This window comes from Adlercreutzia muris (assembly GCF_041223505.1).
In the GTDB taxonomy this organism is placed as follows: Bacteria; Actinomycetota; Coriobacteriia; order Coriobacteriales; family Eggerthellaceae; genus Adlercreutzia; species Adlercreutzia muris.
The window spans coordinates 68,844-92,999 of the sequence record NZ_JBCLQK010000005.1; the positions used below are offsets into that span (position 1 = coordinate 68,844).

Annotated in this window: 21 protein-coding genes; 20 read left to right on the plus strand and 1 reads right to left on the minus strand. The window is 68.3% G+C overall.

Annotation, left to right across the window (positions count from 1 at the left end):
* Window positions 1-319 precede the first annotated feature (319 nt).
* The 18 genes from AAK988_RS06175 to AAK988_RS06260 all read left to right on the plus strand — a co-directional run bounded on the left by AAK988_RS06175 (window position 320) and on the right by AAK988_RS06260 (window position 20,729).
* Window positions 320-2,170 (plus strand): L,D-transpeptidase family protein, encoded by a 1,851-nt coding sequence (locus AAK988_RS06175; protein WP_369873244.1) that lies wholly within the window; start codon window positions 320-322, stop codon window positions 2,168-2,170.
* A gap of 7 nt (window positions 2,171-2,177) precedes the next feature.
* Window positions 2,178-3,086 (plus strand): glutamate racemase, encoded by a 909-nt coding sequence (gene murI / locus AAK988_RS06180; RefSeq protein WP_242369419.1) that lies wholly within the window; start codon window positions 2,178-2,180, stop codon window positions 3,084-3,086.
* Window positions 3,087-3,181: 95 nt separating this feature from the next.
* A complete protein-coding gene (gene rdgB / locus AAK988_RS06185) occupies window positions 3,182-3,796 on the plus strand; it encodes an RdgB/HAM1 family non-canonical purine NTP pyrophosphatase (RefSeq protein WP_369873246.1) in 615 nt (204 codons plus the stop codon).
* Window positions 3,797-4,013: 217 nt separating this feature from the next.
* Window positions 4,014-4,397 carry a MerR family transcriptional regulator gene (locus tag AAK988_RS06190; RefSeq protein WP_135971307.1) on the plus strand — a complete coding sequence of 128 codons (384 nt, stop codon included), beginning with the start codon at window positions 4,014-4,016 and terminating at the stop codon, window positions 4,395-4,397.
* A gap of 128 nt (window positions 4,398-4,525) precedes the next feature.
* Complete coding sequence (gene larB, locus AAK988_RS06195; RefSeq protein WP_242369417.1) at window positions 4,526-5,308, plus strand: nickel pincer cofactor biosynthesis protein LarB; 783 nt, start codon at window positions 4,526-4,528, stop codon at window positions 5,306-5,308.
* A gap of 6 nt (window positions 5,309-5,314) precedes the next feature.
* Complete coding sequence (gene larC / locus AAK988_RS06200; RefSeq protein ID WP_369873247.1) at window positions 5,315-6,229, plus strand: nickel pincer cofactor biosynthesis protein LarC; 915 nt, start codon at window positions 5,315-5,317, stop codon at window positions 6,227-6,229.
* A gap of 780 nt (window positions 6,230-7,009) precedes the next feature.
* Window positions 7,010-8,722, plus strand: coding sequence for an ATP phosphoribosyltransferase (gene hisG / locus AAK988_RS06205; protein ID WP_262999770.1), 1,713 nt, complete (start codon window positions 7,010-7,012; stop codon window positions 8,720-8,722).
* A gap of 26 nt (window positions 8,723-8,748) precedes the next feature.
* Complete coding sequence (gene hisD / locus AAK988_RS06210) at window positions 8,749-10,131, plus strand: histidinol dehydrogenase (RefSeq protein ID WP_369873248.1); 1,383 nt, start codon at window positions 8,749-8,751, stop codon at window positions 10,129-10,131.
* Window positions 10,124-11,221, plus strand: a complete 1,098-nt coding sequence (gene hisC / locus AAK988_RS06215; RefSeq protein WP_135971311.1) for a histidinol-phosphate transaminase — start codon at window positions 10,124-10,126, stop codon at window positions 11,219-11,221. The genes hisD and hisC overlap by 8 nt, the downstream gene beginning before the upstream one ends.
* 12 nt (window positions 11,222-11,233) lie before the next feature.
* Window positions 11,234-11,824 carry an imidazoleglycerol-phosphate dehydratase HisB gene (gene hisB, locus AAK988_RS06220; RefSeq protein WP_201757826.1) on the plus strand — a complete coding sequence of 197 codons (591 nt, stop codon included), beginning with the start codon at window positions 11,234-11,236 and terminating at the stop codon, window positions 11,822-11,824.
* Between the two features lie 61 nt (window positions 11,825-11,885).
* On the plus strand, window positions 11,886-12,587 hold the full coding sequence (gene hisH, locus AAK988_RS06225; RefSeq protein ID WP_160325322.1) for an imidazole glycerol phosphate synthase subunit HisH: 702 nt from the start codon (window positions 11,886-11,888) through the stop codon (window positions 12,585-12,587).
* 2 nt (window positions 12,588-12,589) lie between these two features.
* Complete coding sequence (hisA, locus tag AAK988_RS06230) at window positions 12,590-13,381, plus strand: 1-(5-phosphoribosyl)-5-[(5-phosphoribosylamino)methylideneamino]imidazole-4-carboxamide isomerase (protein ID WP_369880508.1); 792 nt, start codon at window positions 12,590-12,592, stop codon at window positions 13,379-13,381.
* Window positions 13,382-13,612: 231 nt separating this feature from the next.
* Window positions 13,613-14,377 carry an imidazole glycerol phosphate synthase subunit HisF gene (hisF, locus tag AAK988_RS06235; protein WP_135971192.1) on the plus strand — a complete coding sequence of 255 codons (765 nt, stop codon included), beginning with the start codon at window positions 13,613-13,615 and terminating at the stop codon, window positions 14,375-14,377.
* Window positions 14,378-14,386: 9 nt separating this feature from the next.
* The gene (hisI, locus tag AAK988_RS06240) at window positions 14,387-14,710 is read left to right on the plus strand and encodes a phosphoribosyl-AMP cyclohydrolase (protein ID WP_160325320.1); all 324 of its coding nucleotides are present in this window, start codon (window positions 14,387-14,389) and stop codon (window positions 14,708-14,710) included.
* A 256-nt stretch (window positions 14,711-14,966) separates the two neighbouring features.
* Window positions 14,967-15,653 (plus strand): transaldolase family protein, encoded by a 687-nt coding sequence (locus AAK988_RS06245; RefSeq protein WP_135971190.1) that lies wholly within the window; start codon window positions 14,967-14,969, stop codon window positions 15,651-15,653.
* The gene (rho, locus tag AAK988_RS06250) at window positions 15,650-17,572 is read left to right on the plus strand and encodes a transcription termination factor Rho (protein WP_369880509.1); all 1,923 of its coding nucleotides are present in this window, start codon (window positions 15,650-15,652) and stop codon (window positions 17,570-17,572) included. The genes AAK988_RS06245 and rho overlap by 4 nt, the downstream gene beginning before the upstream one ends.
* An 18-nt stretch (window positions 17,573-17,590) precedes the next feature.
* The gene (sppA, locus tag AAK988_RS06255) at window positions 17,591-18,724 is read left to right on the plus strand and encodes a signal peptide peptidase SppA (RefSeq protein WP_242369409.1); all 1,134 of its coding nucleotides are present in this window, start codon (window positions 17,591-17,593) and stop codon (window positions 18,722-18,724) included.
* Window positions 18,717-20,729 carry a class I tRNA ligase family protein gene (locus AAK988_RS06260; RefSeq protein WP_369880528.1) on the plus strand — a complete coding sequence of 671 codons (2,013 nt, stop codon included), beginning with the start codon at window positions 18,717-18,719 and terminating at the stop codon, window positions 20,727-20,729. The genes sppA and AAK988_RS06260 overlap by 8 nt, the downstream gene beginning before the upstream one ends.
* 866 nt (window positions 20,730-21,595) lie before the next feature.
* Here the strand turns inward: AAK988_RS06260 and AAK988_RS06265 are convergent.
* Complete coding sequence (locus AAK988_RS06265) at window positions 21,596-21,877, minus strand: helix-turn-helix domain-containing protein (RefSeq protein WP_369873254.1); 282 nt, start codon at window positions 21,875-21,877, stop codon at window positions 21,596-21,598.
* A gap of 537 nt (window positions 21,878-22,414) precedes the next feature.
* On the opposite strand from AAK988_RS06265, the gene rpsB reads away from it, so the two are divergent.
* Both rpsB and tsf read left to right on the plus strand, forming a co-directional pair.
* A complete protein-coding gene (gene rpsB, locus AAK988_RS06270) occupies window positions 22,415-23,224 on the plus strand; it encodes a 30S ribosomal protein S2 (RefSeq protein ID WP_151430747.1) in 810 nt (269 codons plus the stop codon).
* A gap of 31 nt (window positions 23,225-23,255) precedes the next feature.
* Window positions 23,256-24,116 carry a translation elongation factor Ts gene (gene tsf / locus AAK988_RS06275; RefSeq protein ID WP_135971187.1) on the plus strand — a complete coding sequence of 287 codons (861 nt, stop codon included), beginning with the start codon at window positions 23,256-23,258 and terminating at the stop codon, window positions 24,114-24,116.
* Window positions 24,117-24,156 lie beyond the last annotated feature (40 nt).

Sequence of the window (24,156 nt, forward strand, 5' to 3'; positions counted from 1 at the left end):
TCTCGTCTCCCTTCCGACTTTAACCAAAAAATAACCGATGGCTTGGCTGAAAACAGGACGGCGGTGGATATTCGCGAACCTTAAGAAAAGCAGTCATATTCAGGGGAAACGTCTGAATCTCGCGTAAGTCTTGTGAACGGGTCGCGGAGAATGGCCCCTGTACGGGCCGTGAGGGGCCCTCCTGTGTGAAAGTGGCACCATGGCCGCGGGCGCGGAGCCGAACGGGCGGGGAGTGTCGTATAATAGGGCGAAACTCGCTGAGATCGGAGCGCCGGGCAGGCGGCCCTCCGTTGACGAACGACATCCATGGAAGCGCGATATGGCTCAGAATAAACAGGGACATCACGGTAAGAAGGACGGTGCGGCCAAGCCCAAGCGCGGCCGCGGGTTCCGCATCCCCTCGGGGGCGCCCCGGGCTGCCGGCTCCACGGGCGCCATGCCCCCCGTCGGGAGCACGCCCTCGGCAACGGGGGCCATGGCACCGCTGCGCGAGAGCGGCCCCGCATCCACCGGCGCCCACGCCCCGGTCGCCCCGGGCCCCGCTGGTGCCCATGGCCCGGCGCCTTCCGCCCCTGCGACCTCGACCGTCCCGGTATCCCCCGTGCGCTCCGGCTCCACGGGCGCCATGGCGCCGCTGCGCCCTGCGTCCACCGGATCGATGCCGCCTGTGCCCCCTCGGGGGCCCGAGCAGGCCGCCTCCTTCGCCGGGGGCTACGTGCCCAGCTACCAGGCGAGCCCGGTGCCGCCGGAGGAGAAGCGCCATCGCGGTCTTAAGATCTTCGGCATCACCGTGGGCATCATCCTCGGTGTGCTCGCCGTCGTGTACCTCGCGGGCGTCTTTATCTTCATGGGCCGCTTCTTCCCCAACAGCTCCATCATCGACATGGACATCTCAGGCAAGACCCCCGAGGAAGTGCACCAGATGCTCGACGGGGTGCTCGGTGACTACACCTTCAAGGTGGAAGGCCACGGCCTGAGCCTCACCCTGTCCGCCGCCGACATGGGCATGTCCCTGGACAGCCAGTCTATAGCCGACGGCCTCCTGTCCGAGATGAATCCCTGGGCCTGGCCCTACGAGGTGTTCCAGAGCCACGACGACACCGATGACTTGGTATCCACCTTCGAGGAGACCAAGCTCGCCGACACTATCCACGGCGCCGTGGAGGAGGCAAACGCCCGCGGCACGGCCCCCAAGAACGCCATGGTGGCCTACGACGCCGCCGAGCACGCCTTCGTCGTGGTGCCCGAGGAGGAGGGCAACACCCTGCTCGCCGACAAGGTCATGGACGAGGTGGCCCGCGGCACGGTGAACTTCGCCCCGAAGGTGACCTTGAGCGACGCGGTGCTCGCCCGGCCCGAGGTGCTCTCGAGCGACCCGGCCCTGGCCGCCGCTCGCGACGAGGCCAACAAGTACGTCTCGGCCCCCGTGAGCGTGACCATGGAGGGCGTCGAGCGGCTGGCCATCGACGCCGATGCCATCGCTGCCCACATCACCATCGGCGACGACCTGTCCGTCGCCTACGATCCCGAGCCTTTGGTAGCCATGGTGAAGGAGCAGGTGAACGCCATGGACACCACGGGCGCCGAGCGCGCCTACGCGCGGCCCGATGGCAAGCAGGTCGTGGTGAAGGGCGGCGACTACGGTTGGATCACCGACAGCGAGGCCACGGCCGAGGCGGTGCGCGAGGCGCTCGTGAACGCTGAGGGCGGCCCCATCGAGATCACCATGAAGCAGCGGGCGGCCCAGGCCCCGGACCAGTACGGCCGCGATTTCGGCGCCCGCTATATCGACGTGGACCTGACCGAGCAGTACGCGCGCTTCTACGACGGCGACGGCTCCATCCTGTGGGAGAGCGACATCGTCTCGGGCAAGCCGGCCGACGGCCGGGCCACTCCCGAGGGCACTTACTACATCAAGACCAACGACGGGAAGTCGGTGCTGCGCGGCTACAAGCCGGACGGCACGAAGGATTACGAGACCGAGGTGGCCTACTGGATGCCCTTCAAGGATAACTCCATCGGCTTCCACGATGCCGGCTGGCAGGCCCAGTTCGGCGGCGATTGGTACCTGGAGCACGGCAGCCACGGCTGCATCAACCTGCCCCCCGAGAAGGCCGAGGAGCTTCACGGACTCCTCTCCGTCGGCGACGTCGTCGTTGTCCACAGCTAGGGCACCCGTGCTTTCCGCCCAGGACCGCCCCCTCGTGGGCGAAGGCTACGACAACCGCCCCATCGGTGTATTCGATTCCGGCTACGGAGGCCTGACCGTGGCCCGGGAGCTCCAGCGGCGCCTGCCCGAGGAGAGCATCGTCTACTTCGGCGACTCGGCTCGGTGCCCCTACGGGCCGCGGGACCAGGCGGAAGTGGACCGCTTTGTCCAGCAGATCTGCACCTGGCTTCTGGGCCAGGACGTGAAGATGATCGTCATCGCCTGCAACACCGCCACCGCCGCCGGGCTCTCCCATGCCCAGCGGGTCTTCGACGTGCCCGTGGTTGGCGTGGTGGAGCCGGGGGCGCGGGCCGCGGCCCACACCACCATAAACCGTCGGGTGGGGGTCATCGCCACCAAGGGCACCGTGGACTCCAACGCCTACTCCGAGGCCATCCGCCACATCGACGCCGGCATCACGGTGTTTTCCACGGCCACGCCGCGCTTCGTGGAGATAGCCGAGATGGGCCTGAAACTGGCCGACGGCCCCATCGAGGACTACCTGTCCGGGGCCGCGAAGGTCTACATCCGCCCCGAGTTCGAGGAGATCGCCCGGGAGTACCTAGAGCCCCTGCGCCGCTGCGAGATCGACACCCTCGTGCTCGGGTGCACCCACTACCCGCTGCTGAAGGCCCTCATCGGCGGGGTCGTGGGCCGGCCGGTCACCCTGGTGTCCTCGGCCGAGGAGACGGCCCGGGATGTGGCCCACATCCTGCGCCGCCGCCGCAGCTTCGCCGAGCCGGGCAACGTGCCCGCGGCCGCCTTCTTCACCACGGGCGCTGACACCGCGGAGTTCCGCCGCTTTGGCGGCCGGGTGCTCTCGCGCCCCATGGACGTGGTGGAGCATGTCGATCTGCCCGAGCTGGTTGTTTCGTAGCAGTGGCTTGAGGCCCTTCGGGGCGTGGCGGAGGAGGGGCTCCGTGCGGTATACTTTGTCGAGCGCATTGAGAAGAGCCCCCGAGAGGAATCCCTATGAAGACCGTCGTCATCGCCACCAACAACGCCCACAAGGTATCCGAGATCCGCTCGGCCCTGAATTTCGAGGGCTGGGAGTTCAAGACCCTGGCCGAGGCCGGTTTGGCCTCCGATCCGGTGGAGGACGCCGACAGCTTCGAGGGCAACGCCCGCATCAAGGCCCGGGCCGCGGCCGAGGCGGTGCGCGCCGCCGGTCTGACTGCGGCCGTGCTCGCCGACGACTCGGGCCTGGCTGTGGATGCCCTGGACGGGGCCCCGGGGGTGTACTCGTCCCGCTATGCCGGCGCCGACGGCGACGACGGGGCCAACAACGCCAAGCTTTTGGCCGAGCTGGCCGCTGTTCCCGATGGAGAGCGCACGGCCCGCTTCGTGTGCACCCTCGTGTTCATGGATGAGGATGGCACCGAGACCGTGGCCCGGGGCACCATCGAGGGGGCCATCGGCCGCGAAGCGCGGGGGAGCGAGGGCTTCGGCTACGACCCGCTGTTCATCCCCGACGCCTTCGGGGGCACTCTCACTCTGGCCGAGGTGCCCCAGGCCCGCAAGAACGCCGTTTCCCACCGCGGCAACGCGCTGCGGGCCCTGCGTGACTCCCTGGCATCGGACCGCTAGTCCGTCGGCACTGCGCGGTCCCGGTACGTTCCCTTTGCCGGCTGCGACGCGCCGTTCCGGAGTCTGGGAGAGTCGGGGGTGCGCGGCGCCAGTGCCCCTGCGCGAGCGTTCGCGGAAATCTGGCAAAGCGCTCTTGACTTGTAGTCTACTCCATATGGTCTAATTGACGTGTAGTCTGTACGGGACGACTGGTGCAGCCCCGCTCGAAAGGGACCGAATGAAGATCGCGGAAGTCAGCAAGCGCTACGGTGTCTCCACCGATACGCTGCGCTATTACGAGCGCATCGGCCTGTTGCGCCACGTTCCGCGCAATAGGAGCGGTATCCGCGACTACGACGAGGCCAGCTGCAACGCCGTGGAGTTCGTCAAGTGCATGCGCGATGCCGGCATGTCCATCGAGTCCCTCGTCGAGTACATGGAGCTCATCGAGCAGGGAGACGAGACCCGGGCCGCCCGCAAGGAGCTGCTCGCTCGCCAGAGCATCGCCATCCGCGAGCGCATCGCCGATCTGGAGCGGGCCCTCGAGCGCCTGGAGTACAAGATCGATCACTACGACGATATCATGGCCGACAGCGAGCGGGCCCTTCGTCCCGAAGAGTAGCCGCCGGCCATCCCTCGCTTTCCCGAAGGCCCTTGCGAATCTTCCGTGGGCCTTTTTCTTTTCGCGATCCATGGAGCCAACTCCAAGATTTATCATGCAGAGAACGAAAACCGACCGAGGGAGGGCCCGTGGGCTGCGACCATCATGAGAGAGGGGAGGGGCTGAGCGCTTTCGCCCGCCCCGATTACAGCCGGGCCTCCCGCCAGGGGGCCGGCGAGGTGATCTACGGGGAAGGAAAGACCGCTGAGCAGATCGTCGCCATCGCCGCAGCCCTGCTGGAGGCGGGGCAGCCCCGGGTGCTGGCCACCCGGGTCGGCGACGGGAAGGCCGGCGCCGTCGAGGTCCTGTGGGCCGAGCGTGGCAGCGCGGCCGCGGTGACCGGTGCGGGCGCCACCCTCGCGGCCACTCTGCGCGCCCGCCCAGTGTCCCTGACCTTCCACCGTGAGGCTCGCCTGCTCGTGTTCGGCGAGCTGGGCGCCCCTGACGGCGATGGGGTGGTGGCTGTGGTGGCAGCGGGCACGAGCGATCTGCCCGTGGCCGAGGAGGCGGCGCTGACCGCTGAGTTCCTCGGCAACGAGGTGATGCGCTGTTACGACGTGGGGGTGGCGGGACTGCATCGGCTGTTGGATGTGGCCGACGATCTGCGCCGGGCCCGGGCCATCGTGGCCGTGGCCGGCCTGGAGGGGGCCCTGGCCAGTGTGGTGGGGGGTTTGGTGGACTGCCCGGTCATCGCCGTGCCCACCTCCGTGGGCTATGGGGCTTCCTTCGGCGGCATCGCGGCCCTGCTCGCTATGCTGAACTCCTGCGCAAGCGGAGTGTCGGTGGTGAACATCGACAACGGCTTCGGCGCCGCCTTCCAGGCGAGCGCCATCAATCACTTGAACGGCCGCGGCGCGGCTGTGGAGAGGTAGGACGCGATGACACGACTCCTATATTTAGAGTGCACGGCGGGCATCAGCGGCGATATGGCCGCGGCGGCGCTGCTGGATGCCGGCGCCAGCGAGGAAGTCGTGCGCCGGGCCCTCGACAGTCTGGACGTGGAGGGCTTCGCCGTGGAGATCAGCCGGGTGGTGAAGTCGGGCCTGGATGTGTGCGATTTTGCCGTGGTGCTGGACGCGGCCCACGAGAACCACGACCACGACATGGCCTACCTCCATGGCCGCGAACGCGAGGATGGGCGCGAGCGCGAAGAAGGCGGGGATCGGGAGGGCTCCTGCGTCGGTGGCGACGGCTACGGCTACGGGCTCGACGGCGAGCGGGAGTGCGGTGGCGGCCGCGGCCACGGCCATGACGGCGCCGAGGGGACCGGCCATCACCGGGGTCCGCGGGAGATCGAGGCCATCATTGATGGAGCGACCATGACCGGGGAGGCCAAGGCGACGGCGCGCCGTATCTTCGAATTAGTGGCCCAAGCTGAGGCGAGGGCCCATGGCGTGCCTCTGGGCGATGTGCACTTCCACGAAGTGGGCGCGGTGGACTCCATCGCCGATATCGTGGCTATTGCCGCCGCTGTCGACGATCTGAATGTGGACGGGGTGGTTGTGACCGATCTGCCGTGCGGGCGCGGCACCGTGCGATGCCAGCACGGCCTCATTCCCGTGCCAGCTCCGGCGACCGCCTTCATCGCCGAGGCGTGCGGGCTGCCGCTGACACCCTCGACGGTGGAGGGGGAGCTTGTGACTCCCACGGGTGCCGCCGTTGCCGGTGCGCTGCGCACTCAAGGGGCGCTTCCCGAGCGCTTCACCATCCAGCGCATCGGCATGGGCGCCGGCAAGCGCGCCTATGACACTTCGGGCATCTTGCGGGCCATGATCGTCGAGCCCCTCGTCTAAGGGCCTCCGATCTTTCGGCGCCAAGCCACGACGGCGATTCTGCGGCGCATCCGCAAGATCGGCCGTACGGGTCGCATGCGCGTGCAGTTCGCTCCACGGCCATCGCCCTGCGGGACGTGGCCCGTGCAAGCGGACGAGGCCGTCTCGTCAGAATATGGGAGTTATTAGGGTTCGCTAGTCGTTGACGTGCGGAAAAAACTCTCTTTTGAGGATGGACCGGTACGTTTTTCCTGGTAGAGATGGTCGGATAGGGTGGCTTGATCTTCGAGATACTCTAAAAACTCCCATATTCTGACGAACTCTGCTCGGTAGCTTGCATTCCGCTCGCCGAACGCCTTCTTCTTCCTTGGAAATCAGCTGATACTTTATCACTCTACTGTGATAAAGTATAGACAATCGCAGGATCGCTCGTTGCAAATGGCGCTGGAAGCTGGATCGAGCCGGAGACAGGATCAGGCTGGGGGCTGGATCGAGCCGGGGGCTGGACGGTGTTCGCTGCGGGCATCGCGCTGGCCTCAGGGTGGACACGGCGATGATCGCAGGGTGGCATCGCGCCAGCTTGGGCCGGTTGGCCTGGGTCTGGAACCCCGGCGCCTGAGCCTGGAACCCCGGTGCCCGAGCCTGGGCCTGGAGCCCCGGCATCCGAATCGGGGGTCGGCCGTCGGTGTGGCGTCCTGCGGGGGATATGTCGCCTTTTGGCTGTGGCTGCTCCCATGCTGTGGCATGCAGGCGCATAATATGAGTGTTTCCGTAAGAAACGGGTACGAGGAAGGTTCGCTTGTGAACGCAGTCACCCCATCGGGATTCCGTGACGTGCTGGCCGAGGAGGCCCGGGCCCGCGAGGTCATCACCCGCGCCGTGGCCGACCTGTTCGCCGAGCGCGGTTATGCTCCCATCGAGACGCCTACCCTGGAGGTAATGGACGTCGTGCGGGCCGGCGGCCGCATGCCCGCATCCCCCTTCAAGTTCTTCGACTCCCATGACGACCTGCTGGCCATGCGCCCCGATGTGACTCTCCAGATCGCCCGTATGTGCGCCACGCGCCTGGCCGACGAGCCCGGCCCTCTGCGCTTCCGCTACACCCAGCGGGTGTTCCGCGAGGCCGAGGCCGACAACCAGGCCCAGGCCCGTGAGCTCACCCAGTGCGGCGTGGAGTGCATCGGCCCCACGGGCCCGGCCGCCGACGCGGAGATCGTGGCCCTGTTCGTCGAGGCGCTCACCTTGGCCGGCGCCGGCACCTTCGTGCTGGGTCTGGCCACCGTGGGGGTGCTGCGGGCCCTGCTCGAGCGCTCCGGCGCCTCCGAGCCGTGGAAGGCCGCCGTGCTCGACGCCTACCATGACTCCGACTTCGTGGCCCTCGATCGCCTGTGCGCCGCCGGCGCCCCGGGCGCCGTGCTGGCCGCCGACGGGGACGCGGCGCCCGACCCGGGTTGCGTGGCCCCGGCCTACGCCGCCGCCATCGGACGGCTGGCCCGCATCCGCGGGGCCCAGGATGCCATCGACGAGGTGCGGGCCCTGGCCGCCCCCCTCGGCTGCATCGCCGACCTCGACGACTTCCAGGCCACCTACGACCGGCTCGCCGATGCCGGCCTGGCCGAGCGCATCCTCGTGGACTTCTCGGTGGTGAGCTCCTTCAACTACTACACGGGCATCGTTTTCGAGGCCTACGCCCCGGCCGTGGGCTCGCCCTTGGGCTCCGGCGGCCGCTACGACCGCACCCTCGGCGCCTACGGCCCCGACCGTCCCGCCGCCGGCTTCGCCTTCTACCTGGAGCAAGCCATGGCCGCCGCGGCCACGGCCGGTGCCGAGGGGGTGGCGCGGCCCCTGCGCATCGCCGTGCCCAAGGGCTCGCTCAACGGTGAGGCCATCGCCTGCCTGGAAGAGGCGGGGCTCGATGTGACCGGGCTCGCGAGCCCGGGCCGCTCGCTCGTCATCTCCAACCCGGGGGTCGACTACATCATCGTGCGCCCCTCCGACGCGCCGGTGTTCGTGGCCCTGGGAGCGGCCGACTGCGGCATCTGCGGCAAGGACTCGCTTCTGGAAGTGGGGGCCGACGTCGTGGAGCTGGTGGACCTGCGCTTCGGCGGCTGCCGCTTCGTCGTGGCTGAGGCCGCCGGCACTACGGCCGCCATCGAGGAGCGCTACCGCAAGCTCGGCGCCATGCGCGTGGCCACGAAGTACCCCTCCATTACCCGGTCCCACTTCGCCCGCCGCGGCACCCAGGTGGAGATCGTCTACCTCCACGGCAATGTGGAGCTGGCCCCCATGGTGGGCCTGGCCGACCGCATCGTGGACATCACGGCCACGGGAACCACCCTGGCCGAGAACAACCTGGAGATCGTCGACGAGGTGCTGGCCTCCACGGCCCGCTTCTTCGCCAACGGCTGCGCCCTGCGCACCGACGACCGTATCGTGGGCCTGGCCCGCACCCTGGCCGCCTGTGCCCCCGCGCACACCTACGCGCCCATCGCCGGCGCATCGAACCCCGCCTGACCGCCCCGATTCCAAGGAGAAGACCCATGACCATGCGACGCGTTGACCTTCAGCCCACCGAGCCCTTCACCGCCGACTTTATCGACCGGGCGGGGGCCTTCAACCCCGGAGCCCTGGAGGCGGCCACGGCCATCATCGAGGAGGTGCGCGCGAAGGGCGACGCGGCCCTGCGGGCCTACACCGAGAAGTTCGACGGCGTGGCCATCGACGACTTCCGTGTGCCCGAGAGCGCCATCGAGGAGGCCCTGGCCGCAGTTGACCCCGACACCATCGACGCCCTGAACCAGGCCGCGGCCCAGATCCGCGACTTCCACGAGCGCCAGCGCCAGCAGAGCTGGTTCTTCGCGCGTCAGGACGGGGCCATCGTGGGGTCGAAGGTGACGCCGCTCGATTCCGTGGGCATCTACGTGCCGGGAGGGCGGGCCCTGTACCCCTCCACGGTGCTCATGAACGCCCTGCCGGCCCAGGTGGCCGGCGTGGAGCGCATCGTGTGCGTAACGCCGCCGACCAAGGACGGCACGCTCGACCCCACGGTGCTGGCCGCCTGCAAGATCGCCGGCGTTACCGAGATCTACACTGTGGGCGGCGCCCAGGCCGTGGCGGCGCTCGCCTACGGCACCGAGACCATCCGCCCCGTGGCCAAGATCACCGGCCCGGGCAACGCCTTTGTGGCCGCGGCGAAGAAGCTCGTCTCGGGGGATGTGGGCATCGATATGATCGCCGGCCCTTCGGAGGTGTGCGTCGTGGCCGACGAGACCGCCGATCCGTCCATGGTGGCCATCGATCTCATGGCCCAGGCCGAGCACGACCCTCTGGCCGCCTGCTACCTGGTCACCTTCTCGGATGCCTACGCCGATGCCGTGGAGGCGGCCATCGCCGACCACATGGAGCGCTCCACCCGCGCCGACATCACCCGCGCTTCCCTGGACGACCACGGCCTCATCGTGGTGTGCCCCACTATGGAGCAGGCCCTGGAAGCGGTGAACGTCATCGCGCCGGAGCACTTGGAGATGCACGTGGCGAACGCCATGGAGTACCTTGGTGCCATCCGCAACGCCGGCGCCATCTTCTTGGGCGAGTGGACCCCCGAGGCCGTGGGCGATTATGTGGCCGGTCCCAACCACACCCTGCCCACGGGCGGCACGGCCCGCTACTCCTCGCCCCTTTCGGTGGACGACTTCGTGAAGAAGTCCTCCGTCATCCAGTACACGGCGGCCGCCCTGAGAAACGATGCCCGCTCCGTGGTGCAGATCGCCACCCACGAGGGGCTGTGGGCCCATGCCCAGTCCGTGGCCCTGCGCCTCCAGAGCCTGCTCGCCGCCGAGCAGACAAGCGTGGCCGGCGGCAGCGCGGCGGCCGGGGTGGATGCCGGCGCGGGCGCGACGGCGGCGGGCTCGGCCGATGAATAGGGTGCGCGCGGCGGCCCCGTCGTTGGCGGGCCTTGTTCCCTACGATCCGAAGTACCTGCCGGCCGAGGCGTTCCTCTCGGCCAACGAGAACCCGCGGGACGTGGACGACGAGCTGCGGGCCCTCGTGGCTGAGCGCATCGCCCGCGTGCCCTTCAACCGCTACCCGGATCCGCTCGCGGGCGGCCTGCGCGACCTTATCGCCGAGGCCAACGGCCTGGAGCGGGAATGCGTGCTCATCGGCAACGGCGGCGACGAGCTTCTGTTCGATTTGGCGCTCGCCTGGGGCGGCCCGGGGCGCACCTGCCTGAACTTCCCGCCCACCTTCTCGGTGTACGCGGCCAACGCCCGGCTCACGAACACCACGGTGGTGGACATCGCCCGCCGCGATGACTTCTCCATCGACGAGGGGGCCACCTTCGAGCGTTTGGCCGTCGGCGACATCGACTACGTCATTGTGGCGAGCCCCAACAACCCCACGGGCCTGCGGGCCCCGGCCGACTTCCTCGAGCGGCTGCTGGACGCCACCGACGCCCTGGTCATGGTGGACGAGGCCTACTTCGAGTTCTCGCGCCAGACCGTGCGCCCCCTGCTCGCGACCCACCAGAACCTCGTCATCCTGCGCACATTCTCCAAGGCGTTCTCCCTGGCCGGCGTGCGCCTCGGCTACATCCTGGCGAACCCGGCGGTCATCCGCGAGTTCATCAAGGTGCGCCAGCCCTATTCGGTGGATGCGGTGTCCCAGGTCGTCGGCGAGGTGGTCTTCGAGCACCGGGCCCGGTTCGAGCCGGGCATCCGCGAGATCATCGAGGAGCGGGGCCGGGTCGCAGAGGCGCTGCGGGCAACTCCCGGCATCGTGCCGTTCCCATCGGATTCCAACTGGATCCTGCTGCGCATGGAAGACGCCGGCGATGCCTGGGAGTACCTCTACGAGCACGGGGTGCTCGTGCGCGACTTCTCGGCAACACCGCTTTTGGAGGGCTGCCTGCGCGTGACCATGGGCACGCCGGAGCAGAACGATCGGTTCATCAGCCTGCTGAGGGCCTTCGTGGCCGAGCGGGGGAGCCGCCGCGCCCAAGCGGCGCGGGACTAAAGGAGGAGCATCATGGCGAGAGAGGCGACCATCACCCGCACGACGGCCGAGACCGCTATCACGGTCACGGTGAATCTGGACGGCACGGGACGGGCCGATCTGTCCACGGGCATCGGGTTCTTCGACCACATGCTGAGTGCCTTCGCGCGCCACAGCCGCATGGATCTGGCGGTGTCCGTGGCGGGCGACCTGGAGGTGGACGGCCACCATTCTGTGGAAGATGCCGGCATCGTGCTGGGCCAGGCCTTAGGTGCGGCCCTGGGCGACAAAGCGGGCATCGCGCGCTTCGGCAGCGCCTTTGTGCCCATGGACGAGGCCCTGGTGCTGGCGGCTCTTGACATATCCGGGCGCGGGCAGCTGCACTGGGCCGTGGAGGTGCCCTTCGGCATGGTGGGCGATTTCGACACCCAGCTGGCCCGGGAGTTCTTCATCGCCCTGGCCGCCAACGCCGGCATCACCCTGCACGTGCGCCAGCTGGCCGGCGACAACGTGCACCATATCTTCGAGGCCGCCTTCAAGGCCTGCGGCCGCGCCCTGCGCCAGGCCGTGGCCATCGATGGGGCCCTGGCCGGCGAGGTGCCGTCCACAAAGGGCGTGCTGTAGCCGGCCGCGCGTCGTGGACGGCCCGGCGTTGTTGACCGTAGCGGTGAGGGGAGTTGCGAAGTTGATCGTTGTCGTTGATTACCATAAGGGAAACCTGCTCTCGGTGGAGCGGGGGCTGCGCGGCGCGGGCGCCGAAGTCGTCGTCTCCGACGATCCGGCCCAGGTGCGCGCGGCCGACGCCGTGGTGCTCCCTGGCGTGGGCGCCTTCGCCGATGCCGCCGCGTCTTTGGAAGAGCTCGGCCTGGGCGCGGCTGTGGCCGATGCCGTGGCGGCCGGCGCGCCCTTTCTCGGTATCTGCCTGGGTATGCACCTCATGTTCGAGCACGGCACCGAGCACGCGCCCGAGGCGGGGCCCCTGCCCGCGGGCCTGGGGCTCGTTTCCGGCACGGTGGGCCTCATGCCCAAGACCGACGAGGCGGGCGCGGCCTATAAGATTCCCCACGTGGGGTGGAACTCCGTGGAATGGGACGAGGCCGACCCGTTGTTCGACGGCCTGGAAAGCGGGGAGTACTTCTATTTCACCCACTCCTTCGCCGCCCCCGAGAGCGCCGCGACCATCGGGCGCACTACCCACTCGGTCACGTTCCCCTCCGCCGTGCGGGTGCCCGGGCACCCCGTGTGGGGCGTGCAGTTCCACCCCGAGAAGAGCTCGGATGCCGGCGCGCGCCTGCTCGCCAACTTCGTAACCGTTGCCCGCGCTGCGGCCGGTCGCCGCGGCGCGGCCGCTACCATGGCGGAAGATACCGTCTTGTCAAAGGAGTAGCCATGTACCTGTTGCCCGCCATCGATATCCTGGACGGCCGCGCCGTGCGCCTGGCCCGGGGCGATTATGCCGCCGTCACCGTGTACCACGATGACCCGGCCACCCAGGCCCAGCTCTTCGAGGAGGACGGCGCCACCTGGCTGCACGTGGTGGACCTGGACGGCGCGAAGTCCGGCAACCCCGACAACATCGAGGTGGTGCGCCGCATTCTGGCCCGCACGAAGCTGAAGGTGGAAGTGGGCGGCGGCGTGCGGTCGCTGGAGGTGGCCGACCGTTTGCTGGACGCCGGGGCCACCCGGGTCATCCTGGGCACCGCCCTTGTGCGCGACCCCGATTTCGCCCGGGCCGCCATGGAGAAGTTCGGTCCCGACGCGCTCGTGGCCGGCGTCGACGCCAAGGCCGGCGAGGCCGCTGTGGCCGGCTGGATCGAAGGATCCGGCGTGGCCGCCACCGATCTGGCCGCCCGCATGGCCGCCCAGGGCTTCGAGCACATCGTCTACACCGACATCGCCCGCGACGGCATGCAGACCGGCGTGGACAATGGCGCCTACGCCCGTATGGCCGCAGCCTTCGGCAACCCGGTCATCGTGTCGGGCGGCATCTCCTCGGCCGCCGATATCGCGGCGCTTGGGCCCATCGCCGATGCCGTGGAGGGCGTCATCGCCGGCCGCGCCATCTACGAGGGAACGCTCTCGGTGGCCGACGGCGTGGCTGCCTGCGTGGGCACCTATCGGGTAAGCGACCAGCTGGAGGCGGAGGAGAAGCCCCTGACCATCGAGGATTTGGAAGCCTAGCGGGGAAGGAAGAGCAGCCCGCGCGATGGCTGATGCCTCGACCGAGCGAGTTTTGCAGACCATTGGGCGCAAGAGGGCGAGTAAGGAAACGTAGTCAGTGAGACAGACGGTGTTGCGACCGAGCGAGTTCCGCAGCGACCGAAACAGCCCGGTGGGCTGTTTCGCAAAGCGAGGACTGTCTGAGCGAATCGCAATACCGGCTGGCTCGCCGACGGACAGGTTGGAAAGACTATGCTGACGAAACGAGTAATACCCTGCCTGGACGTGAAGGACGGCCGCGTCGTGAAGGGCGTGAACTTCGTGGGCCTGCGCGATGCGGGCGACCCCATCGAGCTGGCCCGGGCCTATGACGAGCAGAGGGCCGACGAGGTGATCTTCCTCGACATCACGGCCACGAGCGACGATAGGGCCACCACGGTAGAGCTGGCCAGCCATGCCTCGGCCGAGCTGCACCTGCCCTATTGCGTGGGCGGCGGCTTCCGCAGCGTGGCCGACATTCGGACGATGATCGCCGCCGGGGCCGACAAGGTATCGGTGAACTCGGCGGCCGTGGCGAACCCCGACCTCATCACCCAAGCGGCCCGGGCCTTCGGTACCCAGGCCATCCTCGTGGCCATCGACGCGAAGGCAGTGCCTGGCAACCCCAACAAGTGGGAGGTGTACGTGGCCGGCGGCCGCAAGAACACCGGCATCGACGCCGTGGAGTGGGCGCGCGAGGCGGCCCGGCGCGGGGCGGGGGAGATTCTGCTCACCAGTATGGACCGCGACGGCAGCCGCGACGGCTTCGACTGCCACCTCACGCGCACCGTGGCCCGGGCCGTGGATATTCCCGTTATCGCCAGCGGCGGCGTGGGCAAGCTGGAGCACTTCGCCGAGGGCATCATCGACGGCGAGGCCGATGCGGTGCTGGCCGCCAGCGTCTTCCACTTCGGTGAGCTGACCGTGCGCCAGGTGAAGGAATCCATGCGCGCCGCTGGCATCCCCGTGCGCCTGTAGGAGGCCGTGATGAATATTTGCGAGTTGAAGTACAACGAGGCGGGGCTCGTTCCCTGCATCGTGCAGGATGCCGATACGGGCGAGGTACTCATGATGGCGTGGATGAGCGCGGAATCGCTGGCGCTCACCCTGGAGCGGGGCGAGACGGTGTTCTGGAGCCGCAGCCGCCAGGAGCTGTGGCACAAGGGCGCCACGAGCGGCAATACCCAGAAGCTCGTGGACCTGCGCTACGACTGTGACGGCGACACGTTGCTGGCAATGGTGCACCCGGTCGGCCCCGCCTGCCACACGGGCGCGCGTACCTGCTTCTACCGCTCGATGCTGGAAGCGTAGGCGGGGGAGGGTCGGTGCTTCCTTAGGACGCTGAGGGGGCGCCTCTCCGTGGGCGCTTGCGGTATGTCCTTGTGCGCACCGGGTTGTTGCGCTACTATGATTCCAGTTCTAAATCTTCAGCGCGAAGCAGCGCCTTTCCCCCTTTCATTTCCGCATCGCCCTCTCAACGTTCTCGCGGTCTGGGTCTCACGGTGCGCGCAGCTCACGATTTGGACGAGATTCCCCTATGTCTGTAAACCTCAAGAAGGAGGATAACGTGAAGTTCTTTCTGGACACGGCCGACCTCGCCGAAATCGAGGAGGCTGCCAGCTGGGGCGCCCTGGCCGGCGTGACCACCAACCCCACGCTGTACGCCCGCATCGGCGGCAAGCTGGACGACTTCCACAACCATATCAAGCGCATCTGCGACATCGTGGGGCCTGCCTGCCCGGTGTCCGCCGAGTCGGTGGCCATGACCCGCGACGAGATCGTGCGCGACGGCCGCGAGCTGGCCAAGATCGCCCCCAACGTCGTGGTGAAGATCCCCACTATGGTGGAGGGCCTGGCCGCCACCCGCGTGCTGGCCGACGAGGGCATCCCGGTGAACATGACCCTGTGCTTCACCGTGCCCCAGGCTATTCTGGCCGCCCGCGCCGGCGCTCGCTACATCTCGCCCTTCGTGGGCCGCTTCGACGACATCTCCGAGGACGGCCTGGCCCAGCTGGACGACGTGGTGCGCGCCATCGGCAACTACGACTTTACCGCCGACACGGTGGGCGGCGAGCAGATCGAGATCATCGCCGCTTCCATCCGCAGCGCCAACCACGTGACCCAGGCGGCCCTCATGGGCGCCGACATCGCCACGGTGCCCTTCGGCATCCTGAAGAAGTGCGTGTCCCATCCGCTGACCGACCGCGGCCTGGAATCGTTCCTTAAGGACTGGGAGAAGGTTCAGAACGCATGAGTGAGGCCGACGAGAACCAGATGACCATCGCCGACGCCCTGGAGGCGGCCCCTGAGAAGCCCAAGCGCGGCCGTCCGCGCAAGAAGGCCGTCGACGCCCCGGCGGCCGAGGGGGCTGCGGCGGCCGGCGAGGCCCCGGCCAAGAAGCCGGTGCGGCGCCGCGCGGCCAAGGTCGCTGCGGGCGAGGCCGCCCCGGAGGCGGCTCCCGAGGCCGCCCCGGCCAAGCCCCGCCGCTCGCGCACGGCCAAGGCCGCCGCAGCCGACGGGGCCGACGGCGCCCCGGCCGAGATGGCCGAGACGGCCGAGGGCGCGACCCCGGCCGAAGCGGCCCCCAAGGCGCGCCGGGCCCGCAAGAAGGTCGAGTCCTCCGAAGCCGAGGCGGCCGGCGCCCCCGAGGCGCCCGCTGCGGGCGAGGGGGAGGCCGACGGTGCCAAGGAGGCCGACCGCAAGGCCACGGTGGTGCGCAAGCACGGCCGCGGCGAGCGCCCCGACGACCGGGGGGAGCGCCGTCAGAGCGGTGGCCAGAGCAGCGCGGGCAAGCAGAACGGGCAGGGGCAGAACGGCAAGAAGGGCCACGACCGCAACAACCGCCGCCAGCGCCACGAGAACCGCAATCGCGAGCCCCAGCCCTCGGTGACCCGGGAGGAGCTGGCCGAGCTCAAGGTGGCCGAGCTGCGCGCGAAGGCCGCCGAGCTCGGCGTGGAGGGGGCGGCCCTCAAGAAGGCCGAGCTCGTGGAGGCCATCTATGAGGCCACCTGCAAGGCCGAGGGCTTCACCGAGGTCACGGGCGTGTTGGACATCATGGGCGACGGCTACGGCTTTCTGCGCACCTCCGGCTACCTGCCCGGCGAGAACGACATCTACGTGGGACTTGCCACCATCCGCAAGAACAACCTGCGCAAGGGCGACATGGTCACTGGCACCACGCGCCCGGCCCGTCCCAACGATAAGTTCGCCGCCCTGCAGAAGGTGAGCCTCGTGAACGGCATGGCCCCCGAGGTCATGGCCCTGCGCCCGAAGTTCTCCGAGCTCACGCCCATCTTCCCCGATGAGCGCCTGTGGATGGAGCACGGCAAGACCACCACGACGGCCCGGGTCATCGACCTGACGGCCCCTATCGGCAAGGGCCAGCGCGGCCTCATCGTCTCGCCGCCCAAGGCCGGCAAGACCACGGTGCTCAAGGACATCGCGGCGGCCATCTCGGCCAACAATCCCGAGGTGCACCTCATGTACCTCGGCATCGACGAGCGCCCCGAGGAGGCCACGGACATGGAGCGCTCTATCCGCGGCGAAGTGGTATCCTCCACCTTCGACATGCCCGCCGACAACCACATCCAGGTGGCCGAACTGGTCATCGAGCGCGCCAAGCGCCTCGTGGAGCAGGGCAAGGACGTGGTCATTCTCCTGGATTCCATCACCCGTCTGGCCCGCGCCTACAACCTGGCCCAGCCGGCCAGCGGCCGCATCCTCTCGGGCGGCGTGGACTCCACGGCCCTCTACCCGCCCAAGCGCTTCCTCGGCGCCGCCCGCAACATCGAGCACGGCGGCAGCCTCACTATCTTGGCCTCGGCCCTCATCGACACGGGGTCGAAGATGGACGAGGTGATCTTCGAGGAGTTCAAGGGCACCGGCAACATGGAGTTGAAGCTGGATCGCAACCTGGCGGATCGCCGTATCTTCCCGGCCATCGACCCCATCTCCTCGGGCACCCGCAAGGAGGAGCTGCTGCTGGAGCCCCAGGAGGCGCCGCTCATCTGGGCCGTGCGCCGCATCCTGTCGAACACCAATTCCACGGAGCGGGCCATGGACATGCTCATCAAGTCGCTCAAGCAGACGGGCTCCAATCAGGAGTTTCTCATCCGCACGGCGAAGAAGGCCCAGACCCAGCAAGGGCGCTCCGACGACAACTTCGAACTGTAGAAGGCACGGGATCTCGCCATGACCGATCAGAACCATTGGCCCAACGCCGCCTGGGGCACCCCAGGCGGCCAGCCCGCACCGGTCCAGGCCGCACCGCAGCCCGCGCCGGCTGCGCAGGCCGTTCCGGCTCCCGGCGCCCAGCCGGGCACCTACGGGACCGGCACCGCCGCCCCTGGCCCGGGGTGGAGTGCTTCCGCCTACGGGGCGCCGCCCGCGCCGGCCGCCGCACCCAAGCGCCGCGGCTGGATCGTGGGCCTGGCCGCCGTGCTCTCCTTTTTCATTCTGGGGCTTTTCTCCATCGGGTCGTGCACCGCGGTGATGACCGCCCCCATGGGGGCCCTTTCCTACGATTCGCCCTCGTGGGCCGATACGGTCACGGGCGATACCGTGGGCATCATCAGCATCGACGGCACCATCCAGTACGACGGCTCCACGTCGAGCCCCGAGGGACTGAAGGCCCAGCTGGACGCCGCCGAGCAGAACCCGCACATCAAGGCGGTGGTGCTGCGGGTGAACTCCGGGGGAGGGGTGGCCACGGCCGGCGAGGAAATGGCCCGCTACGTGCGCGATTTCTCCAAGCCGGTGGTGGTGTCCTGCGCCTCGCTTGATGCCAGCGCCGCCTACATGATCTCCTCCCAGGCCGACTACATCTACACGGCCGAGACCTCGGCGGTGGGCTCCATCGGCGTCATCATGTCGGTGACCGACCTGTCGGGCCTCTACGAGAAGCTGGGCATCTCCGTGGACAACATCACCTCGGCCGACGCCAAGGACGCCGGGGGCGGGGATCGGCCCCTCACCGAGGAGGAGCGCGCCTGGTACCAGGCCCAGGTCGACCAGATCAACGACGTGTTCATCGCCACCGTAGCCGAGGGCCGCTCTATGACCGAGGACGAGGTGCGCGCCCTGGCCACGGGACTCACCTTCACGGGCATCGATGCCGTGGGCAACGGCTTAGCCGACGAGATCGGCACCTTGGAGATGGCCGTGGAGAAAGCGGCGTCCCTCGCCGGCGTGGCCGACGCAGATACCGTGTACTTGCAGGATTCCTCGAGCGACCTGGGGCGGCTGCTCGATATCATGGGCACCGAGGACGAGGCCACCGTGACCGATATGCTGAAGGAGTTGGAAGACCGTGTCGGACTTGAGTAGCAGAACCCGCGTGAAATGGCCGGCCCGGGCCGTGGTGACGGCCGGCATGCCCTACGGCAACAAGCCCCTGCACTTCGGGCACATCGGCGGCGTCTTCGTGCCCGCCGACGCCTTCGCCCGCTTCCTGCGCGACCGCATCGGCGCCGAGAACGTGCGCTTCGTATCGGGTACCGACTGCTTCGGCAGCCCCATCAACGAGGGCTACCGCAAGCTCGTGGAGGCCGGGGAGTTCTCGGGCACCATCGCCGACTATGTACTGGCCAACCATGAGCGCCAGGCCTCTACCTTGGAGGCCTTCCAGGTGAGCCTGGACATCTACGACGGCAGCGGCATCGGGCATGCCGCCGACGTGCACCAGATGATCACGAACCAGTTCATCGAGCGCCTGCACGGCTGCGGTCACCTGAAGCTCGATTCCACGCTTCAGTTCTACGATGCCGAGGCCGGCACCTTTCTGAACGGACGCCAGGTCCAGGGGCGCTGCCCCGTGCAGGGCTGCAAGTCCGAGCACGGCTACGCCGACGAGTGCGACCTGGGCCATCAGTACGCGCCGGCAGACCTCATCGCGCCGGTGTCCACGCTCACGGGCACCACGCCCGAGATGCGCCCGGTGGAGAACTGGTACTTCGACCTGCCCGACTTCGACGGCTTTCTGAAGGAGCGGGTGGAGGCCCTGCGCGCCGATTCCGAGGTGCGCCCGGTGGTGCCCCAGACCATCGCCGAGTTTCTGGCGCCCCCGGTCATCTTCGTGAAGAACGAGCACCTGGACGAGTACCGGGCCCTGGCCGACCGTCTGCCGCCTCACCAGTTCCGCGCGGCCGAGGGGGGCAAATCCTCCTTCGAGATCGAGTTTTCCGATATCGCGGCCCGTGATGCGGCCCGCGCAGTGCTGGCTCCCGCCGGCATCCGCTTCCGCACCTCGAAGACCCTCGTGCCCTTCCGCATTACGGGCAACATCGAATGGGGCGTGGCGGCGCCGGTCATCGACGGGGTGGAGGGGCTCACCGTGTGGTGCTGGCCCGAATCGCTGTGGGCGCCCATCTCGTTCACCATCGCCGCCAACGACGAGCAGGGCCTGCCGCGCGGAAGCTGGCGCGACTTCTGGTGCTCCGACGAGGCCCGGGTCTACCAGTTCATCGGCCAGGACAACCTGTACTTCTACGGCGTGGCCCAGCCGGCCCTGTGGGAGGCTCTGGGCGAGGGCGGCCTGTTCGACGACGGCGAGGACTCCCGCCTGCGCCAGACGACGCTCGTGGCCAACCACCACATGCTCTTCGGGAAGAAGAAGGCGTCCTCCTCGGGCGCGGTGAAGCCGCCCACGGGCGAGCAGTTGCTCGCGCACTACACCGCCGAGCAGCTGCGGGCCCACTTCCTGGCCCTCGGCCTCGACCAGAAATCCGTGGGATTTTCGCCGAAGCCCTTCGATCCGGACGAGGCCAAGCGCACCGACCCGCGCTATGCCGACCCGGCCCTGAAGGAGGGGGCGCTGCTCACCAACGTGTTCAACCGCCTGGCCCGCAGCTGCTTCTACGAGGCGGGCAAGAACTTCGATGGCTGCATGCCCCTGGGCCGTGTGACGAGCGAGGTACGCACCCGCGCCTTCACGGCCCTCGTCGATTACGAGGAGCGCATGCACCGGGTGGAGCTGCACCGGGTGATGTCGGTGTGCGACGAGTTCATCCGCTGGTCGAACAAGTGGTGGGCCGATGGCATCAAGGCCGCCGAGGAGAGCGGGGACGAACAGGCCCGTCGCCAGGTGCTCGTGGACTCGTTCTACCTGCTGCGGGTGGCCACCCTGCTCATGCACCCCATCGTGCCGGCCGGCTGCGAGAAGATCTGCGACTACCTGAGCTTTGGCTTCGACGAGTTCTTCAGCTGGAACTACGACTTCGACTCCAACGAGGAGCTGTGCCCGGCCATGGAGATCGATGCCGGCGTCCACCGCATCCACGAGCTGCCGCCGCGCTTCGACTTCTTCCGCAAGCACGAGAGCCAGTACAAGTAGGGCCTCGTTTACAGCGTCCCAGCATCTTCTAAGGTGCGGCCGTCCCCAGGACGCCGCACCTTTTTTTGCGTTGGGGGAGTGAGCGTCGTGGTGGCCATTGCGGCCGTGCGCGCAGTGCGGCGGACGGGCAGGGCGCTGGGCGTTGCGGTGGTGCGCGGAGGGCTTTCGGGGCGGGGCTGAAAGCGGCGGAAAATGCCGATCTGCACGGTCGGATCGTCGCTTACCGCCAGGAAAGCGGGCCACCGCGCCGAGGTGGCAGCCGTTTCTGCCCCGAATGTGCGGTGTGCACGGGCACATCGACGTTTTCTGCTAGAAAAGGGCACGGTTGGGTTCTTTCTGCGGGGAATCGCGTCCCAGAATGCCGGTGCGCACAGGCGCATCGTCGTTTTGTGTCGGAAAAGGGCGCGATCGGGGCTTTCTGGGAGGGAATCACGTCCCGAATCAACGATCCGACCGTGCAGATCGGCATTTTCTGCCAGAAATGGTCAGCCGAAAGCGGCCGATGGGGAGAGACTGCATTTCCGGGAATGCGGCGGCTCCTGCGAGCGGCGCTGGCCGTTCGGCCATCTTGCGTTTGGCTGGGCGGGATGCGGCGGTGCCGCGACCTTCTCCGCCGGTCCGAACGAGAGGGGCCCGGACGACGAACGGTCGACCGGGCCCCTTTTGCGTGGAGAGGCGAGGAGGGGGCGCCTACCCGGGTTCGGAGCCGGCCCATGGCGCCGACTCCCGGCGGCCCAATGGCCCCGCGCGGCCGTTGCGTCCCTCAGGCGAAGGGGGGGGGTGGGACCGGCCCCGTCGCGCAGGGCGGCGACCGATACCTCCACCACATCGAGGAGCTCTTGCTGGGTATGGACGCCCAGCTTGGCCTAGATGCTCGAGACGTGGCTCTTCACGGTCTCCTCGGAGACGACCAGCTCCTCGCTGATGTAGCGGCGGTTGCGGCCCCGAGCAAGCAGGGCCAGGGTGGTCGTCCGGGCCAGCGCATCCGGCTGTTGGACGAGGGCCGCCGCCGCGCCGCCGCCGATGAGCTGTCCCGCCATGAGGCAGCAGGTGGGCCAGGCCACCACCCAGGGAGCCGGCAGGGCGAAGGACTTGGTGAGGTAGGAGCACAGGCCCCACATGATGAGGTGCACGTAGCAGAAGCCCACGAACTGGACGAACTCCCCGGGGGCCGGGGCGGCGGGGCGAGCGCGATGAGAAGGGCCCCGGTGGCCATGATGCTGAAGCCGACCTGGTAGATGAGGCGGTTGAAGTCCATCTTCACGAAAAGGGCCGTGAGGAGCAGCAGCACGGCGGCCGCGATGAAGCTCAGGGCATTGAGGAGCACCGTTCCCGCGTCCCCGGCCCGCAGCACGGCGCTGCCGAGCAGCGCGCCGAGGGCCAGGCCGTGGAGACTCGCCGTCACGAGGAACTTGTAGGGCGTGCGCAGTACGGCGTTCATGCCGTGGTCGAGCCGGGTCTCCCGGCTTTCCGCCCGCATTCGTTCCGCTTTCCCGATTTCTTCGCGCAATCCCTTGCATTAGCGGGGGATTGTGCTATTTTAGACAGGCTGTGTCCGTCCACGGGACGGAACACGGCGGCAACTATCACACATGCTCGGGCGACCTGCCTCCGCGAGTGGCCACCGGAAAAGGCTGCGGCAGACGGGGAAGACCTCGGGCAGAGGACTAACGAATGGAGCGATCATGACGAAAGTCAGCATCACCACGCTGCTCGATGCCGGTGCGCATTTCGGGCATCAGACCCGCCGCTGGAACCCGAAGATGAAGCCCTATATCTTCGGCAATCGCGGCGACATCTACATCATTGACCTCAAGCAGACCCTCTACGGCCTGGATGCGGCCTACACCTTCGTGAGCAACCTCACCCGCAAGGGCGGTACCGTGCTGTTCGTCGGCACCAAGAAACAGGCCCAGGAGGCCGTGTCCGAGGCTGCCAACCGCTGCGGCATGCCCTATGTGAACGCCCGCTGGCTCGGCGGCATGCTCACCAACTTCACCACCATCCGCACTCGCGTGCGCCGCATGGAAGAGCTGGAGGCCATGGACGCCGACGGCCGCATGGCCCTGCTGCCGAAGAAGGAGCAGATCCTGCTGCACAAGGAGCTGGCCAAGCTCCAGACCAACCTCAACGGCATCCGCAACATGAAGAAGGTGCCCGACGCCATCTTCGTGATCGACACCAACCGCGAGGGCATCGCCATCCATGAGGCCCATCGCCTGCAGATTCCCGTGGTGGGCACCCTGGACACCAACTGCGATCCCGACGACGTGGATTACGGCATCCCGGCCAACGACGATGCCATCCGCTCCGTGCGCCTGCTCGCCGACTTCATGGCCGACGCCGTCATCGCCGGCACCGGCGCTGACGTGACCGCCGCTGAGATGGCCGGCGAGGCCGCTGCCGCCGAGGTCGCCACCGAGGCTGCCGCCGACGTGGCCGAGGGCGCTGCCGCCGAGGTCGTCGCCGACGTGGCCGCCGACGCCGCCGAGTAACTACCGATCCTGTTCCCCGAAGGAGGAATTCATGGCTAACATCACCGCCGCTATGGTGAAGGAGCTCCGCGAGATGACCGGCGCGGGCATGATGGAGTGCAAGAAGGCCCTGGCTGAGGCCGAGGGCGAGATGGAGAAGGCCGTCGACGTGCTGCGCACCCGCGGCCTGGCCGCCGTGGCCAAGAAGGCTGGGCGCGCCACCAACGAGGGCACCGTCATGGCGCTGGTCTCCGACGATTGCGCCACCGGTGCCGTGGTCGAGCTGAACTGCGAGACCGACTTCGTGGGCATGAACGAGAAGTTCAAGGCCTACGCTGAGAAGATCGCCCAGGCTGCCCTGGCCGCCAAGCCGGCCGACGTGGACGCTCTGGCCGCTGCCACCATCGACGGCGAGACCGTCGAGGAGGTTGTGACCGACTGCATCCACGTGATGGGCGAGAACACCCAGCTGGCCCGCGTGGCCGTGGTGGAGGCCCCGGCTGTGGCCGCCTACATCCACGGCGGTGGCAAGATCGGCGTGCTGGTGACCTTCGAGGTGGAGGGCATCGATCCGGCCGCCGAGGACTTCCAGAAGTGCGGTCGCGACATCGCCATGCAGGTGGCCGCCCTGAACCCGGTGGCCGCCACCCGCGCCGATGTGCCCGCCGATGTGGCCGCCCACGAGTTCGAGATCTACAAGGCCCAGGCCGCCGAGTCCGGCAAGCCCGAGAACATCCAGGAGAAGATGGCCGAGGGCCGCATGGACAAGTTCTACAAGGAGAACTGCCTTGCCGAGCAGGCCTTCGTGAAGAACCCGGACCTGACCGTGGCCGCCTACGCCGACGAGTGCGCCAAGGAGCTGGGCGGTTCCATCAAGATCACCGGCTTCGTCCGCTTCGCCCTGGGCGAGTAGCTGTCGCTGGAGTTTTTATTCCGATGGGAGAAAGGCCGCC

Coding starts and splice junctions, on each gene's coding strand:
- tsf (WP_135971187.1), top strand. CDS start 23,256: ATGGCTAACATCACCGCCGCTATGGTGAAGGAGCTCCGCGAGATGACC.
- AAK988_RS06190 (WP_135971307.1), top strand. CDS start 4,014: ATGAAGATCGCGGAAGTCAGCAAGCGCTACGGTGTCTCCACCGATACG.
- rdgB (WP_369873246.1), top strand. CDS start 3,182: ATGAAGACCGTCGTCATCGCCACCAACAACGCCCACAAGGTATCCGAG.
- hisA (WP_369880508.1), top strand. CDS start 12,590: ATGTACCTGTTGCCCGCCATCGATATCCTGGACGGCCGCGCCGTGCGC.
- hisI (WP_160325320.1), top strand. CDS start 14,387: ATGAATATTTGCGAGTTGAAGTACAACGAGGCGGGGCTCGTTCCCTGC.
- larC (WP_369873247.1), top strand. CDS start 5,315: ATGACACGACTCCTATATTTAGAGTGCACGGCGGGCATCAGCGGCGAT.
- rpsB (WP_151430747.1), top strand. CDS start 22,415: ATGACGAAAGTCAGCATCACCACGCTGCTCGATGCCGGTGCGCATTTC.
- hisF (WP_135971192.1), top strand. CDS start 13,613: ATGCTGACGAAACGAGTAATACCCTGCCTGGACGTGAAGGACGGCCGC.
- rho (WP_369880509.1), top strand. CDS start 15,650: ATGAGTGAGGCCGACGAGAACCAGATGACCATCGCCGACGCCCTGGAG.
- AAK988_RS06175 (WP_369873244.1), top strand. CDS start 320: ATGGCTCAGAATAAACAGGGACATCACGGTAAGAAGGACGGTGCGGCC.
- hisD (WP_369873248.1), top strand. CDS start 8,749: ATGACCATGCGACGCGTTGACCTTCAGCCCACCGAGCCCTTCACCGCC.
- sppA (WP_242369409.1), top strand. CDS start 17,591: ATGACCGATCAGAACCATTGGCCCAACGCCGCCTGGGGCACCCCAGGC.
- hisB (WP_201757826.1), top strand. CDS start 11,234: ATGGCGAGAGAGGCGACCATCACCCGCACGACGGCCGAGACCGCTATC.
- hisC (WP_135971311.1), top strand. CDS start 10,124: ATGAATAGGGTGCGCGCGGCGGCCCCGTCGTTGGCGGGCCTTGTTCCC.